We start from the raw sequence: 16,856 nt of genomic DNA on the forward strand, positions 1-16,856 counted from the left end.
TGCGCGTGATGGACCGAAATTTCGGGTTTGTGCATTCGACCTCACACCCGGTGCCTCAACGTCACCACATCTTGGGGTCCACATTCCGATACTGAAGGCATGTGGTGGTGAGTGGCTACGCGAACGGTCGGAACAGGGCCGCCAAAATGGCGATATAGACGACCACGAAGACTGCGGGGGTCAGGAAGCGCACGACGTTGATCCACGGCGCGGAGGCGATGACGCCGCGCCCGAGGGCGCTGCTCGCGGGCAGCGCGCAGAGGTCAGCCACGATGGCGAGCCCTTCGTTCGCGGACGCGATTTGAGCGAGCGCGCCGAGAATGCCTGAGGCCAGCAGGATGCCCGCGGCCGCGATGCGCACGCTCAGCTCGGCCTCCGCAAGGCCGACGGACAGGAAGGCCACGAGCGCCGTGAGCAGGAAGGTCGGAGCGAACTGGGACACGATGATATGCCAGCGGGCCCGGGTCCAGAGCGAAATGAGTTCGTGTTCGGTCATGGGAAATCTCCTGTCGCCGGGGCGACCGGATGGTGGCGCCTGACCCCATTCTGCCCCCTCGCGCCGGCTCGCCGGCGGCCCCATCCCTAGCGGAGCGCCCCGAACCTCAGGTCGGGCTCGGAATATTCTCGGGACGGCCGCGGTTTTTTCCTTTGAATGCATTTGCATAGAGTTTGTCGAACGTCCCGACCACGGCGAGGAGCACGCACCAGATGAAAAAGAAGTTCGAACTCGGGCTGGATACCTTCGGTGACGTTACCTTTGACGCCTTCGGGGCCCGGTTGTCCCAGGCGGCGACGCTGCGCAACGTGGTGGCCGAGGGTGTGCTGGCCGATCAGGTCGGCCTGGACTTTTTCGGGATCGGTGAGCACCACCGGGAAGATTTCGCCGTTTCCGCCCCCGAGGTTGTTCTGGCCGCGATCGCCGGACAGACCACCAGCATCCGTCTCGGGTCGGCGGTCACCGTTCTCAGCTCCGACGACCCGGTGCGCGTCTTCCAGCGCTTCTCCACCCTCGACGCGGTCTCCAGCGGGCGTGCCGAGGTCATCCTGGGTCGCGGCTCCTTCACCGAGTCGTTCCCGCTTTTCGGGCTGGAGCTGGAGCAATATGAGCTTCTGTTCGAGGAAAAGCTCAACCTCTTCACCGAGTTGCTCAAGGAGGAGCCCATCACCTGGTCGGGCGAAACCCGTGCCGGCCTGCGTAACCAGCGGGTGTTCCCGCCCACCGAATCCGGATCCCTCACTACCTGGATCGGCGTGGGCGGCAGCCCCCAGTCCGTCGTGCGCGCCGCGCACTACGGCCTGCCGCTGATGCTGGCCATCATCGGCGGCTCGCCGCTGGCCTTCGTGCCACTGGTTCAGCTCTATCACCGTGCGCTGGCCCAGTTCGAGAAGCCGACCCGCCCGATCGGCGAGCACTCCCCGGGATATGTGGCCGTGACGGATGCCCGGGCGCGCGAGGAAATGTGGCCGCACTATGCCGCCATGCAGGACCGGATCGGCCGCGAGCGCGGTTGGGGTCCGGTCACCCGGGAGCGCTTCGAACACGACGCCGGCCCGGACGGCGCCCTGTTCGTGGGCTCACCCGAGACCGTGGCCACGAAGATCGCCGCCACGGCGGTGAGGCTGGGGCTCGCCCGCTTCGACCTCAAATACAGCCTCGGCACGCTCTCCCACGAGAAGCTGATGACCAGCATCGAGCTTTACGGCACTGAGGTGGCACCGCTCGTGCGCGAGCTGGTGGCTGCCGACCGCGCCGACGACGTGAGCGGGTGATCGCGGAACGCCAGAATACGAGGCCCGTCACAGCGCACGGAACGGATTCGACGGAGATTTTGCTCAGTACGGCTCGAAATACTCCGGAAACCCGCTCTTGTGCCAAAATCTCCGTCGAATTGGTTCGACACCGGGCACGGTGCTCCGCCTCTAAAGCTCGGCCACCGTGCCGGCGCTCTCCTCCTGCAGGGCGTACCTGGCGGGGACGAGCTGCTCGAGGCTGCGGTAGACATCCGCCGGCACCACGTCTTCGCCGGCCAGTGCGCTGAGGATGATGACGTCTGTCCCCAGGCCGGCCCGGAGGGTGAGGTCGTAGAGCTCGTCGAGATCGTGCCGGGACAACACATCGCCCTGAGCCTCGGCGAGATGTACGCGTTCGCCGCCACGCCGAGCGTGCAGGTACGCAGTACCTCGGCCGGGGCGTCGCACCGCGAGCCTGAACCATCCGGGCCTGCAAAACTCCCTGGCCACCGGCGTGCAGAGGCACATCGGTGGCGTCCTCGCGGCCCTCGACGGTGACCGTGAGAACCGGGGACGGAGCGAAGACCACGACCGCATTCACAGCGGCTTGATACCCAGAGCGGTCACCCGCGAAAACGGATCGGGCGTCGACGGGGCCCGGCAGACTGTAGCGTACTTGTGGGCATACCGGCGCGATCGGTGTGTCGACAGCACGAGACCCGTAGCACGAGGAGCACCCTTTTGGAAACCTGGCCCGGTACTGCGTACCCGCTCGGAGCAACGTACGACGGCAGCGGCACGAACTTTGCCCTGTTCAGCGGAGCCGCCCACCGCGTTGAGCTCTGCCTTTTCGACGAACAGGGCGTGGAGACCCGCATCGACGTGGTCGAATCCAGCGCGTTCATCTGGCACTGCTACCTGCCCCTGATCCAACCGGGACAGCGCTACGGCTACCGCGTGCACGGCGACTACAACCCCGCCGCGGGCAGCAGGGCGAACCCCAACAAGCTCCTGCTCGACCCCTATGCCAAGGCCACCTGCGGCACGATCGACTGGGACCAGTCCCTGTTCTCCTACAACTTCGGTGACCCGGATTCGCGTAACGACGAGGACTCCGCCCCGCACATGATGCTCGGCGTCGTCGTCAACCCGTTCTTCGACTGGGTGGGAGACCGGCCCCTGCGTACGCCCTACAGCGCCTCCCTGATCTACGAGGCCCACGTGAAGGGCCTCACCAAGCTGCAGGATGCGGTACCGGAGGGCCAGCGCGGCACGTACGCCGGCGTGGCGCATCCGTCGGTCATTGACCACCTGCAGAAACTCGGCGTGACCGCGATCGAGCTGATGCCGGTGCACCAGTTCGTCAACGACGGCACCCTCGAGGAAAAGGGTCTGAACAACTACTGGGGTTACAACACCATCGGGTTCTTTGCCCCGCACAACGCGTATTCCTCCTCCGGTGACCTTGGCAACCAGGTGCAGGAATTCAAGGGGATGGTTCGTTCTCTGCACGACGCTGGTATCGAGGTCATCCTCGACGTGGTCTATAACCACACCGCGGAGGGCAACCACCTCGGCCCGACGATCTCGTTCAAGGGCATCGACAATGAGGCGTACTACCGGCTCATGGACGACGACAAGCGGTACTACATGGACTACACGGGCACCGGCAACACCCTGAACGTTCGTCACCCGCACTCGCTGCAGCTGATCATGGACTCGCTGCGCTACTGGGTTCTCGAGATGCACGTCGACGGCTTCCGGTTCGACCTGGCCTCGGCTCTGGCCCGGGACCTCTACGACGTCGACAAGCTCTCCACCTTTTTTGAACTGGTGCAGCAGGACCCGGTGGTGTCCCAGGTCAAGCTCATCGCCGAGCCGTGGGACGTCGGCCCCGGTGGGTACCAGGTCGGCAACTTCCCGGCTCAGTGGACGGAATGGAACGGAAAGTACCGCGACACCGTGCGTGACTTCTGGCGCGGCGAACCGTCGACGCTGGGCGAGTTCGCGTCGCGAATCACCGGTTCCGCCGACCTCTACGAGCACTCGGGCCGCCGCCCCGTCGCCTCGATCAACTTCGTCACCGCGCACGACGGGTTCAGCCTCTCCGACCTGGTCTCTTACAACGAGAAGCACAACGACGCCAACGGCGAGAACGGCCAGGACGGCGAATCGCACAACCGGTCCTGGAACTCCGGGGTCGAGGGGCCGACGGATGACCCGGAGGTCCTGGCATTACGGGCCCGGCAGCAACGCAACTACGTTGCCACCCTGCTCCTGTCGCAGGGTGTGCCGATGATCCTGCACGGCGATGAGCTCGGCCGAACGCAGAACGGCAACAACAACACCTACGCCCAGGACAATGAACTGAGCTGGATCCACTGGTCGGAGGCGGACCAGCCGCTGATCGAGTTCACGGCTGCCGTTTCCCGGCTGCGCCGCGAACACCCGACGTTCCGCCGCAGCAGCTTCTTCAACGGCCACCCCGGTCACCGCGCCGCGGGCGACCCGATGAGCGACCTCGTCTGGCTGACCCCCGACGGGCAGGAAATGCAGCCCCAGGACTGGGACGAGCACCTGACGCGCACGGTCGCCATGTTCCTCAGCGGCGACGGCATCCGGGAGCGCGACGTCCGTGGCCAAATGGTGACCGACGTGAATTTCCTGGTCTGCTTCAACGCAGACGCCGAGGATGTCGAGTTCACCCTGCCCCCGGCCGAATACGCCCCGGCGTGGGAGATCGTCGTCGACACGGCGGGCGAAGGCGCCGACGCGGTTCCGCGGCCCGCCGGGTCCCTGCACATGGTGACGTCGCGTTCCCTCGTCGTGCTGCGGGCGTATCACGCTCCGGAAACCACGCCGGACCACTCCGTCGCGGCCTCCCTGGCCGGGCTGATGACGGGGACGATCCCCGTGATCGACCCGGCGCACCTGGTCCAGCCGTGAAAATTCCGCTCACCACCTACCGTCTGCAGATCACGGCCGCGTTCGACCTGGCGGCCGCGGAAGGGGTGCTCGACTACCTGACCGAGTTGGGAGCGGACTGGCTCTACCTGTCCCCGCTGCTCGCTGCGGAAGAGGGCTCCGACCACGGCTACGACGTCGTCGACCACTCACGCATCGACCCGGTGCGGGGCGGAGCCGAGGCGCTCACCCGCTTGGCGGCGGCCGCGACGGATGCCGGGCGCGGCATCTTGGTGGACATCGTGCCCAACCACATGGGCGTCGCGACCCCGCACCGCAACCTCTGGTGGTGGAACCTGCTCCAGCACGGCCCCGCCTCGCGCTACGCGGAGGCCTTCGACGTGGACTGGGCCGCGAACGGCGACCGAATCCTGCTGCCCGTGCTCGGCGACGACGCGGACGGAATGAGCGAACTCGACCGCCTCCAGGTGGTCGGCGACGAGCTGCACTACTACGACAACCGGTTCCCGCTCGCCCCGGGCAGCGCCGACGGCGGCGCGGACGCCCGCGTCGTGCACGCCCGGCAGCACTACGAACTCGTCAACTGGCGGCGCGCGGACGCGCAGCTGAACTACCGTCGGTTCTTCTCCGTGAACACCCTGGCCGGCCTCCGGGTCGAGGTGCCGTGGGTCTTCGACGAATCCCACCGGGAGATCGTGCGCTGGGTGCAGGACGGCCTCGTGCACGGGCTGCGGGTCGACCACCCCGACGGTCTCGCCGACCCGGGCGGTTACCTCGACCGGTTGCGGGATGCCACCGACGGAGCCTACGTGCTCGTCGAGAAGATCCTCGAGGGCGACGAACAGCTGCCGACCAGCTGGGCCACCGCCGGCACGACCGGGTACGACGCCCTCGCCGACTTCGACCGGCTGCTCGTCGACCCGGCCGGGCAGGGCGCGCTCGACGCACTCGAGGCCCGGCTGCAGGCCGAGGCCGCGGCGCTGACCGGTGACGCGCCGCCGGCGGACTGGGCCGACCTGGTGCACGCGCGGAAGCGCGTCATCGCGGACCGCACCCTCCAGGCCGAGGTCGTGCGCCTGGCCCGACTGGTCCCCGGCGGCGACGCCACCACCGAACTGACCACGGTCGACGCCCTGACCGAACTCCTGGCCTGCTTCCCGGTCTACCGCTCCTACCTCCCGGTGGGCATCGACGAGCTGCGCCACGCTGGCGTCGAGGCGGCTCGCCACCGGCCCGACCTCGGCCCCGCGATCGAGGCTCTGCTCCCGTTGCTCGGCGACCCGGGGCATCCGCTGGCCGTGCGCTTCCAGCAGACCTCGGGCATGGTGATGGCCAAGGGTGTCGAGGACACCGCGTACTACCGCTTCAGCCGGCTCACCTCGCTGAACGAGGTCGGCGCCGACCCGGGGGAGTTCGCGGTCGACCTGGCCGAGTTCCACCGTCGCCAGCAGACCCGTCAGGCCACCTTTCCGGCCTCGTTGACGACCCTTTCCACCCACGACACCAAGCGCAGTGAGGATGTGCGCGCCCGGATCTCGGTGCTGGCCGAGATCCCGGCCGAATGGGAGAGCACCCTGCGCACCCTGCGCGCGACCGCGCCCCTCGGCGACGCCCCGTTCGAGAACCTGCTCTGGCAGGCCATCGTCGGATCGTGGCCGGCCACATCGGAACGCCTCATCGCCTACGCGGAGAAGGCGGCTCGGGAAGCCGGAACGTCGACCACCTGGACCAGCCAGAACGCGGAGTTCGAGACGGCGATGCGCGGCCTCGTGACCGCCTCCTTCAACGACCCGGCAGTCACGCAGACGCTCACCGCGTTCGTCGACCGGGTGCGCCAGGCGGGCTGGAGCAACGCGCTCTCGAACAAGCTCGTGCAGCTGACGGCCCCCGGAGTGCCCGACGTCTACCAGGGCAGCGAGCTATGGGACACCTCCCTCGTCGACCCCGACAACCGCCGCCCGGTCGACTACGACCTGCGGCGCGGCTACCTGGCCCGGGTGCAGGACGGCTGGCTGCCGCCCGTCGACGAGACCGGCGCCGCGAAACTTCTGGTCACCACGCGCGCCCTCCGGCTGCGCCGCGACCAGCCCGAACGTTTCTACCGGCACAGTCCGGTCCCCGCGTTCGGCGCCGCCGCCGACCACGTGATCGCTTTCGACCGCGGCGGCGCGGTCACCATCGCCACCCGGCTGCCGCTCGGGCTCGCGGCCGCGGGCGGCTGGGGAGATACGATCGTGGTCTTGGCCGGCGGGCCGGTCGTCGATCTGCTGACCGGGGAACGCCACCCCGGCGCATCCGTCAGCGTGGCCGCCCTGCTGGGGCGCTACCCGGTGGCCCTGCTGGTGCCGGCCGACGACGCCGACCCGACCCGCACGACCGACCTGGAAGGTGCCGACCATGCCCGCTGAATTCAAAGTCTGGGCTCCCAGCGCATCGGCCCTGGCGGTCGAACTCGCCGACCAGACCGTGCCGATGACCCCGCGGGGCGACGGATGGTGGCACGCACCCCGTCCGCTGACCGAGCCCGCCGAGGGCCGTGCCGATCAGCCCGTCGACTACGGCTTTTTGATCGACGGTCAGGGGCCCTTCCCCGACCCCTGCTCCCGGCACCAGCCGAACGGCGTGCACGCGAAGAGCCGCACGTTCGATCCCGGCGCGCACGTCTGGCAGGACAGCGCCTGGACCGGCCGCCAGCTGGCCGGCAGCACGATCTATGAGCTGCACCTCGGCACCTTCACAACGGAGGGCACCCTCGACGCCGCGGCGGGCCGACTGGCCCACCTGGCCTCGATCGGCGTCGACTTCGTGGAGCTGCTCCCGGTCAATGCCTTCAACGGCACCCACAACTGGGGCTACGACGGGGTGCTCTGGTACGCCGTGCACGAGGGCTACGGCGGACCGGCTGCCTACCAACGGTTCGTGGACGCCTGTCACCAGGCCGGAATCGGCGTCATCCAGGACGTGGTCTACAACCACCTCGGCCCGAGCGGCAACTACCTGCCGCAGTTCGGTCCGTACCTGAACGAGAGGGGCGACACGGGCTGGGGCTCCTCTCTCAACCTCGACGGCGCCGACTCCGACCCGGTGCGCCGCTACATCATCGACAACGCCCTGATGTGGCTGGGCGACTACCACGTCGACGGACTCAGGCTGGATGCGGTGCACGCCCTGCGGGACGACCACGCCCTGCACCTGCTCGAGGAACTCGCCGCCGACGTCGATGTGTTGAGCGCCACCCGCGGGCGTCCGCTCACCCTGATCGCCGAATCGGACCTCAACGACCCGCGTCTGATCACGCCGCGGGACGCCGGCGGCTACGGGCTCACCGGCCAGTGGAGCGACGACTTCCACCACGCCGTGCACGTGGCGGTCACCGGCGAGACCACCGGCTACTACGCCGACTTCGAGCCGCTCAGCGCCCTCGCGAAGGTGCTCACCCACGGGTTCTTCCACGACGGCACCTTCTCCAGCTTCCGCGGGCGCACCCACGGTCGGCCGATCGACATCGCACGGATGCCGGCCTGGCGCCTCGTCGTCAACAACCAGAACCACGACCAGATTGGCAACCGGGCCACGGGCGACCGCCTCAGTGCGACCCTCGACTCCGGGCAGCTGGCGATCGCCGCCACCCTGACCCTGCTCGGCCCGTTCACGCCCATGCTGTTCATGGGCGAGGAGTGGGGGGCGAGCACACCCTGGCAGTTCTTCACGTCGCATCCGGAACCCGAACTCGGCGAGGCCGTCCGCACGGGCCGGATCGGCGAGTTCGCGCGCATGGGCTGGGACCCGGCCGTGGTGCCCGACCCGCAGGACCCGGCCACGTTCGAGCGGTCGGTGCTGGACTGGGCTGAGGTGTCCCAACCGGCCCACGCGCGCCTGCTCGATTTCTACCGGGCTCTGGGCTGGCTGCGGCGTTCCCGTCCGGACATCACGGACCCGCGCTTCGGCCGGGTCGCGGTCGACGTCGACGATAACGAGCGGTGGCTGCGGCTCTGCCGCGGCGACACCGAAATCCTGGTCAACCTGGGCACGGAGGCTCGTGACGTGCCGACGGATGCCCCGGCGCTACTGGCATCCTTCGCCGCCGTCGGCGACGCGGTCCAGTCTCGCACGCCCACCGCGGTCACCCTCGCACCGCACTCCGTCGCCGTGTTCGGCGCCTCCGAGTAGCCCGCAGTCAACGTTCCCCAGGGCCTCGTGCCTCGCGGCGCACCCTACGGAAACTGGCGCACGTTACACCGTGCGCCAGTTTCTCCAACCTGCGCCGCGAGTGGGCAGAGCTCAGACGGCGCCCGACTATGCCAGGTGGGATGCGGCGGCGTCCGGATCGTCGGCGTCGGGCCGCGTCACCTCTTCCAGCAGCTCGAGCACGTGGCGGTATTCCTTGCCGGTGGCCCGGGTCAGCCCGAGCTCACAGGTGCGGTTGCACGACGCGAATGCCGTGGCGTCCATCGTCGCGACATCGGCCGCCTGCGCCCGGGTGGCGGATTCTGTCAGCTCGGGATGCAGCATGCCGCGGTCCCCGGCGAAGCCGCAGCAGCCCCAGTTATCCGGCACCTGCACCCTCTCGGCCACCCCGCCGGCCAGGGTCTGCAGGGAGTCGTTGATGCCCATCCGGGTGGAAGAACACGTGGGGTGCAGCGCGAGCGAATCGATCTTCTGGTACTCGGGCAGTGACGGCAGGATGCGTTCGGCCGCGAACTGCACGGCGTCGACCACCCGCAGGCGCGGCTCGTTCTGGTCACCCTCGATGGTCGTCCGCAGCCCCTCGGTGCAGGAGGAGGCGTCGCAGATGATGGCGAGCTCGCCGTTCCGGGTCGCCGTGCGCAGCGCCGCGAGGGTTTTGGCCCGCATGGTTGCTTCGCCGGTCTTCAGCCCCTTTGACGACCACGGCGTGCCGCAGCAGAGCCCGTCGATGCCCGCGGGCACGACGAGGGTGATGCCGGCCCGGTCGCAGAGCTGCTCGAAGCTGACCTGCACCCCGGGCGTGCCCGCGGTGGCCGGACCGAACATGGTCTGCACGCAGGCCGGGAAGTAGACGGCTTCCGGCGCCAGGGCCGGCACCGGGCGGGAGCGTCCGCCGCCGCCGCCAGGCAGCTCGCTCGAGTAGAGCGGCAGCGTGTCGGTGCCGAGCACGGCTCGGCCGAGCTTGTTGGGCACCATCAGTACCGGGGCCGGGATCTTGCGCACCACAGTGAGGGCCAGCCCGGCGCCGCGGGTGACCGCACCCCAGTTCTTGGCCGCGGTGTTCCAGACGCCGTTGATCAGCGGCCCGGTCTCGCCGCGCCGGATCTGCTTCATCATGGTGCCGGTGTTGATGTTGACCGGGCAGGCGGTCTGGCACATGCCGTCGACCGCGCAGGTCTCCACGCCGTCGTAGACGAAGTCCTTCTCCAGCTCGGCGGCCAGAGCCAGGTCGCCGCTCCGGCGGGCCTGTTCGATGGCGCGCAGGGTGACGATGCGCTGGCGGGGGGTCAGGGTCAGATCCCGGCTGGGGCAGACGGGTTCGCAGTAGCCGCAGGAGACGCAGCTGTCGACCACCTCGGCGACGGGCGGCACCAGCTTGATGTCACGAAGGTGAACCTCAGGGTCGTCATTCATCAGCACGCCGGGGTTGAGCATCCCGGCGGGGTCGAACAGCACCTTGAGCTGCCGCATGACTTCGTAGAGCTCGTCGCCGTACTGGCGCCGCACATACGGAGCCATCACCCGGCCGGTGCCGTGCTCGGCCTTGAGCGAGCCGCCCTCGCCGAGCACCAGGTCCACCATGTCCTCGGTGAAGGCGCTGTAGCGCTCTAGCTCGGTCGTGCCGGTGAACCCGTCGGTGAGCATGAAGTGGATGTTGCCGTCCTTGGCATGGCCGAAGATCACGCTGTTGCGGTAGCTGTACTTGTCGAACAGACGGATCAGCTCCACGCAGGTGCGGCCGAGCGCGGCCACCGGCACGACGACGTCCTCGAGCAGCGCCGTGGTGCCCTGCGGGCGGGCGCCGGCGACGGATGCGTAGAGCCCCTTCCGCAGATGCCACAGCTGGGCACGGGTCGCAGAGTCCGCGCTGAACTTCACCGGGGCGCTGAGCCCGAGCCCCGGCATAATGGTCAGGCCCGCGCGCTGGAGCTCCTGCAGCGATTCGGGGTTGTCGGTCTGGTACTCCATCAGGAGGGCGGCGTGGTCGCGCACCGCGAGGTCGCGCACGACCGGGGGTACGTCGTCCAGGCCCTGGCCGACCTTGAGCGACAGGGCGTCCATCAGCTCCAGGGTGGCCGCCCCGGTGCCCACCAGGGCAGGCAGGGCCGCGTTGGCGGTCTCCAGGTCCGGGAAGACCAGCAGGCCGGTGACCGTGTGGGTCGGCCGCGGGACGGTGCGGAAGACCGCCTCCGCGACGAACCCGAGGGTGCCCTCGCTGCCCACGATCAGGTGCGCCAGGATGTCGACGGGCCGGTCGAAGTCCAGCAGGGAGTTCAGGCCGTAGCCCATGGTGTTTTTCATCGAGAACTGGTGACGGATGGTCGAGACGGAGGCCGGGTTGCCGGCAACCCGCTTGGCGAGGCGCAGCAGGCCCTCGTGCAGCTCGGGTTCGAGGGCGCGGAGGCGCGCGTCGGCATCCGCCGCCCCGGTGTCGACGACGGTGCCGCTGGGCAGCACCACCGTGATCGATTCCAGGGTCTGGTAGGCGTTGTCGACGGTGCCGCAGGCCATACCGGAGGAGTTATTGGCCACGACGCCGCCGATGGTGCAGGCGGATTCGCTCGCCGGGTCCGGGCCGAATTTGCGGCCGTACTGCGCCAGGCGGGCGTTCAGGGCGCGCACGGTGACGCCGGGCTGAACCCGCACCCGGGCGCCGTTGTCCTGCACCTCGATCTGTTTGAAGTTGCGGCGCACGTCGACGAGCACGCCGTCGGTGAGCGCCTGGCCGCTCAGGCTGGTACCGCCGGAGCGGAACGTGAGCGGCACACCCTGCGCCCGACTGGCGCGCAGCAGCTTGCCGACCTCGTCCGCGTTGGCGGCCACGACGACCGCCTGCGGCACCAGCAGGAAGTGCGAGGCGTCGTGGGCGTTGGCGTGCAGGTCGATCGCCCGGGTCTTCACCTGGGCCGGGTCGGACACCGCGGCGCGGAGGGCACTCAGCATCCCGGCGGATGCAGGCACCGCTGTGGGACCGGAGACGGTCGCCGAGGGGGTGACCACCGTGTCGCGGCGGGCCATTACGGCACCATCCAGCCGAGGACCGGGGTGGACTGCAGCACGATCAGGACCGTGATCAGCACGAGGAGCCCCAGGCTCCATCCGACGAGCTTGCGGAAGAGCAGGCTCTCCGCACCCACCAGGCCGACGGCGGCGGCCGCCACGGCCAGGTTCTGCAGCGAGAGCATCTTGCCGAGCACACCGGCCGACGAGTTGGCGGCGGCCATCAGCACAGGTGACAGGCCGGTCGCGTTGGCGGCGGTGACCTGCAGCTGCCCGAAGAGCGCGTTGGACGAGGTGTCGGAGCCGGTCAGGGCCACGCCGATCCATCCGATCAGGGGGGAGATCACGGCGAAGAATACGCCGGCGGTGGCCAGGTAGGCGCCGAGGGAGGCGGTCTGGCCGGACAGGTTCATCACGAACGAGAGGGCGAGCACGGCGGTAACGGTGACGATGGTCCAGCGCAGCTGCACGAGGGTGTCGCCGTAGATCTTGAGGCCCTGGCGGAACGAGACCTTGTAGAGCGCCATGGTGAGCAGGCCGGAGAAAAGCAGCAGGGTGCCGGTGGCCTTGAAGTGGTCGAGCTTGAACATCGTGGCCGGAACCGGGTCGCCGGCGGCGTCGGTCACGTTCAGTCCGGGCCAGGCGAAGGTGACGCTGCCCACGACGCTGAGCCAGGCCTTGATGGCCGGGATCTGCGCGATCGAGAAGATGCCCATGATGATCAGGTACGGGGCGATGGCCTTCCACACCTGGCGCGGTTCCGGGCGGGTGTTGTCGTTCAGGTCAGGGCTGTCGGCAGAGCGTCGCGCCGACTTGAGCGCGGTGGTGGGGGTGCTGCGCATGGCGGATGCGGGGACCGCGGCGCCCACGGTCGTGCTCACCAGGTTCTCGGCACCGGACAGTTCGACGTCGTCGTTCAGTCCCATGGATTCGGCCGGCTGCCAGAAGCGCAGCATGACCAGGACGGCGGCCACGGTGGCGACGGCGGCCACGACATCCGTCAGCTCGACGGCGAAGAAGTTGGCGGTGACGAACTGGGCCAGTCCGAAGACGAGTCCGGCGACCACGGCCACCGGCCAGGTCTGCTTGACGCCGCGCTTGCCGTCGACGATGAAAACGAGGATCAGCGGAACGATCACGGCGATGAACGGCGTCTGGCGGCCGGCCATCGACGCGAGGTCCTGGATCGGCAGGCCGGTGACGCCGTTGAGGGCGATGATCGGGGCGGCCATGGCACCGAACGCCACCGGGGCCGTGTTGGCCAGCAGCGACACCATGGCGGATTTGAGGGGTTTCATGCCCGCGGCCATCAGCATGGCGGCGGAAATGGCAACCGGGGCGCCGAATCCGGCGAGGGACTCGAGTAGTGCGCCGAAGCAGAAGGCGATCAGGATGGCCAGGATACGCAGGTCGTTGGAGATGGAGCGGATGGTGCGGCCCAGCACCTCGAACCAGGGGGTGGCCACGGTGAGCTTGTAGATCCACAACGCGTTGACCAGAATCCAGAGAATCGGGAAGAGGCCGTAGAAGACGCCGGCGGCCGTGGCGCTCAGCGCTTGGCCGACCGGCATCTGCCAGCCGACGACGGCGAGCACGACCGAGAGGAGCAGGCTGACCAGCGCCGCCTTGTGCGCCTTGACCCGGAACACGCCGAGAAGGACGAACAGGAGAATCAGCGGCAATGCGGCGCAGATGGCCGACAGGACGAGGGATCCAAGAATCGGATCGAGTATCTGTTGAAAGATTGGGTCTCCACACTGAGGTCGTGGTCACGCCGTCGTGACACTTCATCAGTTGTATAGCAAGTATGCAAGTAAGTCAATATATATTGTGTTTTTGTCTGTCAAGATGAGAACACAATTTAGGAAAGGCAGGTCCCGTGACAGCGCGCGTAACGGCAACGTCGATCGTGGATGCCATCGCGAACGACCTGCGAACCCGAATCCTTGAAGGGGAATTGACCTCCGCCACGGCCCTGACCGAGACCGATATGGCCGCGAGCTACGACGTCGCCCGCCCCACGGCGAAGGCGGCGATCGAGAAACTCGTCGCTGAGGGACTGCTGGTGCGCGGGGCGCACAAGAGCGCCCGCGTCGCCGAGCTCGGACCGGACTCCGTGCGCGACATCTACCAGGCCCGCGCCTACCTCGAAAGCGAGGTGCTGCGCCGCCTGGCCCTCACCTGCACCGTCCCCGAGGAGGCCGTGCAGGCCAACCTCGACATCGCGGCCGTGGCTGGCGGCTCCGCCCTCGACGTCGTGGAACCCGATATGCGTTTCCACACCAGTCTGATCGACGCCGTCGGCAACGAGCGGATCAGCAGGATGTACCGTTCCCTGGTTAGCGAGGTACGCCTCTGCATGGTGCGGGTGCAGTCGCTGAACCTGCTCGACACCGCGTTGATCCAGGCCGAACACCAGCGCCTGCTCGAGCTGATCGGGGAGGGCGATGGCGCCGCGGCTGCCGAGTTGCTCGACGAACACCTCGCCCGTGCCCGCGAACGCCTCGCCGCGGCAATCGGCGGCGAAGCCGGCCCGGAGGCACACCTCCCATCATCCCTGCACCGGGTCTGAGTCCCCCAGACGCCATGGGCTACTTTCTCGCATCATCCACCCGGGTTGCCCTGTCGCGCCTGGTGACCCTCGACACGGCCCCGGGCTCGGCGCCGCTCGAGCGGTTGCGGGCCATCCGTTCCCTGCTCTTCGAGCTCGACGCCGACCCAGCCACCCTGGTAGGTGTGCGCGACGCCCTCAGCGGGGGAGCGGACTGGAACGAGATCGCCGACGCCGCCGGTTTGAAACCGGCCGCCGCGAAATGGCGCTGGAGCGGCACCGATTCGGAGATCGCCGCCCGGCAGGCGGCCGGACGCAAGCGGTCCGCACGTCCCAGCGCCGTGCCCACCGATCTGCCTGGGCTGTCCGTGTCCGAGGCAGCTGCGCAGCTGGGGGTCACCGCCCAGGCGATCTACCTGAAGCTGAGCCGCGGCAAGCTCGCCGGCCGAACCGTCGAACTCCCCGACGGGCGAAGCTACAAACGGGTCTTTCTCAACGAAGACCCGGATGCCCGCCTTGACCGCGCCGAATCGGCAGCAGACAATGACCCCACCGCTTCCCCCTGATGCACTTTGACGACGGAGCCCTCACCATGACTGATTTCTCCTCGACCAGCACGCCCACCCGGTCGATGCCCCTGTCCGATCAGACCGAGACGCTCAAGCCCCTTGAAGAGCCCCAGACGACCGAGGCCCAGCCCGCGCCCAAGCGCGTAGCGCACCTCACGACCACGTCCGGCCAGCGCACCGCGCTGGTCGTCCTGGTCGGAATCATAGCCCTTGCCGTGGCCTTCATCGTGATGCTTTTGGTGGGGGTGTCGAGCGAGAGCATCAACGCCCTCGCCGTATTCGCCACGCCCATTGCCTCGATGGTGGCCGCCTATTACGGCATCACCCTGAGCATCCAGCAGGTGCGCAGCGAACGCGCCGAGAAGGAAAAGGCTATCGCCCGAGCGGATGCCGCCGACGCCGCCAGCCGCGAGACCGAGGTCTGGGCCGCCCAGATGGAATCCGGCCTGCGCGTCGCGATGGCCCAGCTCGGCGCCGCGCGTATCGGCACCGAGGCGGTCGAGAAGGCTGCAGGCACCCCCGACGGCTTCTTCTGACCGGGGTTCGATCACTCGAAGCCTCCCAGTTTCGGCTAGCCGGCCTCCTTCTCGGCGGTGCCGTTCCGCACGCGCACGATGGTCCCCCAGCAGGCGACGGTCGTCAGCATGAGCGCTCCCAGCGCTCCTAACGCGAGCGGCGAGAGGGCGAAGGCGAGGGGCAGCGCCAGCAGCAGTAGTGCGATTCCCGTGACATGGGAGATCAGCACCTCCCGGGCCACGACGAATCGGAACAACGCCAGCCCCAGCAGGTACAGCAGAGGCCCGCCGGTGATGGCGACGGCCGTCGAAAAAATGACCGGGTCATCCGGATGCGCCAGGATCTCCTTGACGCCGACCGAGCTCAGAACAATGCCGGCGATGAGCATCGCATGTACATAGGTATACGCGAGCCGGGCGAGCCGGCCGGGGTCGGCGGCATCGGCGAGGGCTTTGCTGCCCGCGTACTCGCTGTGGTCGAAGTACAGCCACCACATGGCCGCTCCACTCACGAAGGCCAGCAGCAGGCCGAGCACACCCGGCACCGACACGTCCTGATCGACGAAGGCGAAGCCCGTCACCAGAAATGATTCGCCGAGTGCGATGATGACGAACAGGGCGCTGCGCTCCGCGATGTGCGGACCGGAGAGCTCGCCGTCGCCGGGAGTGGCCCGGCCGAGGCCCGGCACCGGGAAACCGAGCTTCGCGGAAACGAACTCGATCCCGAGTGCGGTGGCCCAGAGCAGCAACCGGTAGTCGGCCGGGAGCAGGCCGCCGAGAATCCAGAAGAGCCCGGCCACGGCGAGCCAGAGGAAGATCCGCACGAAGGCGCGGAAGAGGGCGCGATCGTGGAGCGCGAGGGCGAGCGCCATGAAGGCCGTTCGGCCCAGCTGCAGGGTGACGTAGGCCACGGCGAAGAGGAATCCCCGGTCGCCGAATGATTCGTAGATCGAGACGCTCACCACCAGCCCGACCAGAGAGAGGCCGATCACGACCCCGCGCACAGGCAGGCGGGCCGGATCGAGCAGGTTGGTCACCCAGGTGGTGTGCACCCAGATCCACCACAGGGCGAGTACCAGGATGACGGACTCGGCGGCTCCCTGCCAGGACTGGTTCTCGTAGAGATGGCGCGACAGCTGGGTCAACGCGAACACAAAGATCAGGTCGAAGAACAGCTCGATGTAGGTGACCCGATCCGCCAGATCGGGCCGATCCGGGCGCATCAGATTGAGCCGGAGGCCAAAACGGCCGGCGGGGCGGCGACCGGTGCCGGGAGCGGAGGGGACGGTGCTGGGCGTTGCGTTCACGCACCCAGTCTGCCTCAGTCCGGCAGATGTTTGGGAGGCGGCATGGCGGCCTCCCGTGTTGCCCTGATGG

The 16,856-nt window shown here is 68.4% G+C and carries 12 protein-coding genes; 7 read left to right on the forward strand and 5 right to left on the reverse strand.

Going from position 1 to position 16,856, the window contains the following annotated elements:
* Positions 1-115: 115 nt before the first annotated feature.
* A complete protein-coding gene (locus E3O54_RS03485) occupies positions 116-496 on the reverse strand; it encodes a hypothetical protein (RefSeq protein WP_134400945.1) in 381 nt (126 codons plus the stop codon).
* 212 nt (positions 497-708) lie between these two features.
* Between E3O54_RS03485 and E3O54_RS03490 the strand changes: the two genes are divergently transcribed.
* Positions 709-1,770 carry an LLM class flavin-dependent oxidoreductase gene (locus tag E3O54_RS03490; RefSeq protein WP_104103447.1) on the forward strand — a complete coding sequence of 354 codons (1,062 nt, stop codon included), beginning with the start codon at positions 709-711 and terminating at the stop codon, positions 1,768-1,770.
* A 150-nt stretch (positions 1,771-1,920) separates the two neighbouring features.
* Here E3O54_RS03490 and E3O54_RS03495 read toward each other — a convergent pair whose 3' ends face one another.
* Entirely contained in the window at positions 1,921-2,112 is a 192-nt protein-coding gene (locus tag E3O54_RS03495; RefSeq protein WP_134400946.1) for a hypothetical protein, read from the reverse strand.
* 360 nt (positions 2,113-2,472) lie between these two features.
* Between E3O54_RS03495 and glgX the strand changes: the two genes are divergently transcribed.
* Genes glgX through treZ form a run of 3 tightly spaced genes read left to right on the forward strand, consistent with a single transcriptional unit; the run spans position 2,473 to position 8,826 of the window.
* Entirely contained in the window at positions 2,473-4,677 is a 2,205-nt protein-coding gene (gene glgX, locus E3O54_RS03500) for a glycogen debranching protein GlgX (protein ID WP_134400947.1), read from the forward strand.
* Positions 4,674-7,064 (forward strand): malto-oligosyltrehalose synthase, encoded by a 2,391-nt coding sequence (gene treY / locus E3O54_RS03505; protein ID WP_134374160.1) that lies wholly within the window; start codon positions 4,674-4,676, stop codon positions 7,062-7,064. Before glgX ends, treY begins: the two co-directional genes overlap by 4 nt.
* Complete coding sequence (treZ, locus tag E3O54_RS03510; protein WP_134400948.1) at positions 7,054-8,826, forward strand: malto-oligosyltrehalose trehalohydrolase; 1,773 nt, start codon at positions 7,054-7,056, stop codon at positions 8,824-8,826. Before treY ends, treZ begins: the two co-directional genes overlap by 11 nt.
* 126 nt (positions 8,827-8,952) lie before the next feature.
* Here treZ and E3O54_RS03515 read toward each other — a convergent pair whose 3' ends face one another.
* Both E3O54_RS03515 and E3O54_RS03520 read right to left on the reverse strand, forming a co-directional pair.
* Entirely contained in the window at positions 8,953-11,787 is a 2,835-nt protein-coding gene (locus E3O54_RS03515; protein ID WP_134400965.1) for an FAD-binding and (Fe-S)-binding domain-containing protein, read from the reverse strand.
* 74 nt (positions 11,788-11,861) lie between these two features.
* Positions 11,862-13,589 carry an L-lactate permease gene (locus E3O54_RS03520; protein ID WP_104103462.1) on the reverse strand — a complete coding sequence of 576 codons (1,728 nt, stop codon included), beginning with the start codon at positions 13,587-13,589 and terminating at the stop codon, positions 11,862-11,864.
* Between the two features lie 134 nt (positions 13,590-13,723).
* Between E3O54_RS03520 and E3O54_RS03525 the strand changes: the two genes are divergently transcribed.
* From E3O54_RS03525 to E3O54_RS03535, 3 genes are read left to right on the forward strand one after another with little or no spacing between them, the layout of a single operon-like run.
* Complete coding sequence (locus E3O54_RS03525) at positions 13,724-14,416, forward strand: GntR family transcriptional regulator (RefSeq protein ID WP_104103465.1); 693 nt, start codon at positions 13,724-13,726, stop codon at positions 14,414-14,416.
* Positions 14,417-14,430: 14 nt separating this feature from the next.
* Positions 14,431-14,961, forward strand: coding sequence for a hypothetical protein (locus E3O54_RS03530; protein ID WP_134400949.1), 531 nt, complete (start codon positions 14,431-14,433; stop codon positions 14,959-14,961).
* Positions 14,962-14,987: 26 nt separating this feature from the next.
* Positions 14,988-15,500, forward strand: a complete 513-nt coding sequence (locus E3O54_RS03535) for a hypothetical protein (RefSeq protein ID WP_134400950.1) — start codon at positions 14,988-14,990, stop codon at positions 15,498-15,500.
* A 35-nt stretch (positions 15,501-15,535) separates the two neighbouring features.
* Here E3O54_RS03535 and E3O54_RS03540 read toward each other — a convergent pair whose 3' ends face one another.
* Complete coding sequence (locus tag E3O54_RS03540) at positions 15,536-16,786, reverse strand: low temperature requirement protein A (protein ID WP_134343148.1); 1,251 nt, start codon at positions 16,784-16,786, stop codon at positions 15,536-15,538.
* Positions 16,787-16,856 lie beyond the last annotated feature (70 nt).

Origin of the sequence: Cryobacterium sp. TMT2-4 (assembly GCF_004402575.1) — a bacterium.
In the GTDB taxonomy this organism is placed as follows: Bacteria; Actinomycetota; Actinomycetes; order Actinomycetales; family Microbacteriaceae; genus Cryobacterium; species Cryobacterium sandaracinum.

Excerpts from the sequence above, each read along its gene's own strand:
- E3O54_RS03485 (WP_134400945.1), bottom strand. The coding sequence starts at position 496 with ATGACCGAACACGAACTCATTTCGCTCTGGACCCGGGCCCGCTGGCAT.
- E3O54_RS03490 (WP_104103447.1), top strand. The coding sequence starts at position 709 with ATGAAAAAGAAGTTCGAACTCGGGCTGGATACCTTCGGTGACGTTACC.
- treZ (WP_134400948.1), top strand. The coding sequence starts at position 7,054 with ATGCCCGCTGAATTCAAAGTCTGGGCTCCCAGCGCATCGGCCCTGGCG.
- E3O54_RS03515 (WP_134400965.1), bottom strand. The coding sequence starts at position 11,787 with ATGCTGAGTGCCCTCCGCGCCGCGGTGTCCGACCCGGCCCAGGTGAAG.
- E3O54_RS03530 (WP_134400949.1), top strand. The coding sequence starts at position 14,431 with ATGGGCTACTTTCTCGCATCATCCACCCGGGTTGCCCTGTCGCGCCTG.
- E3O54_RS03535 (WP_134400950.1), top strand. The coding sequence starts at position 14,988 with ATGACTGATTTCTCCTCGACCAGCACGCCCACCCGGTCGATGCCCCTG.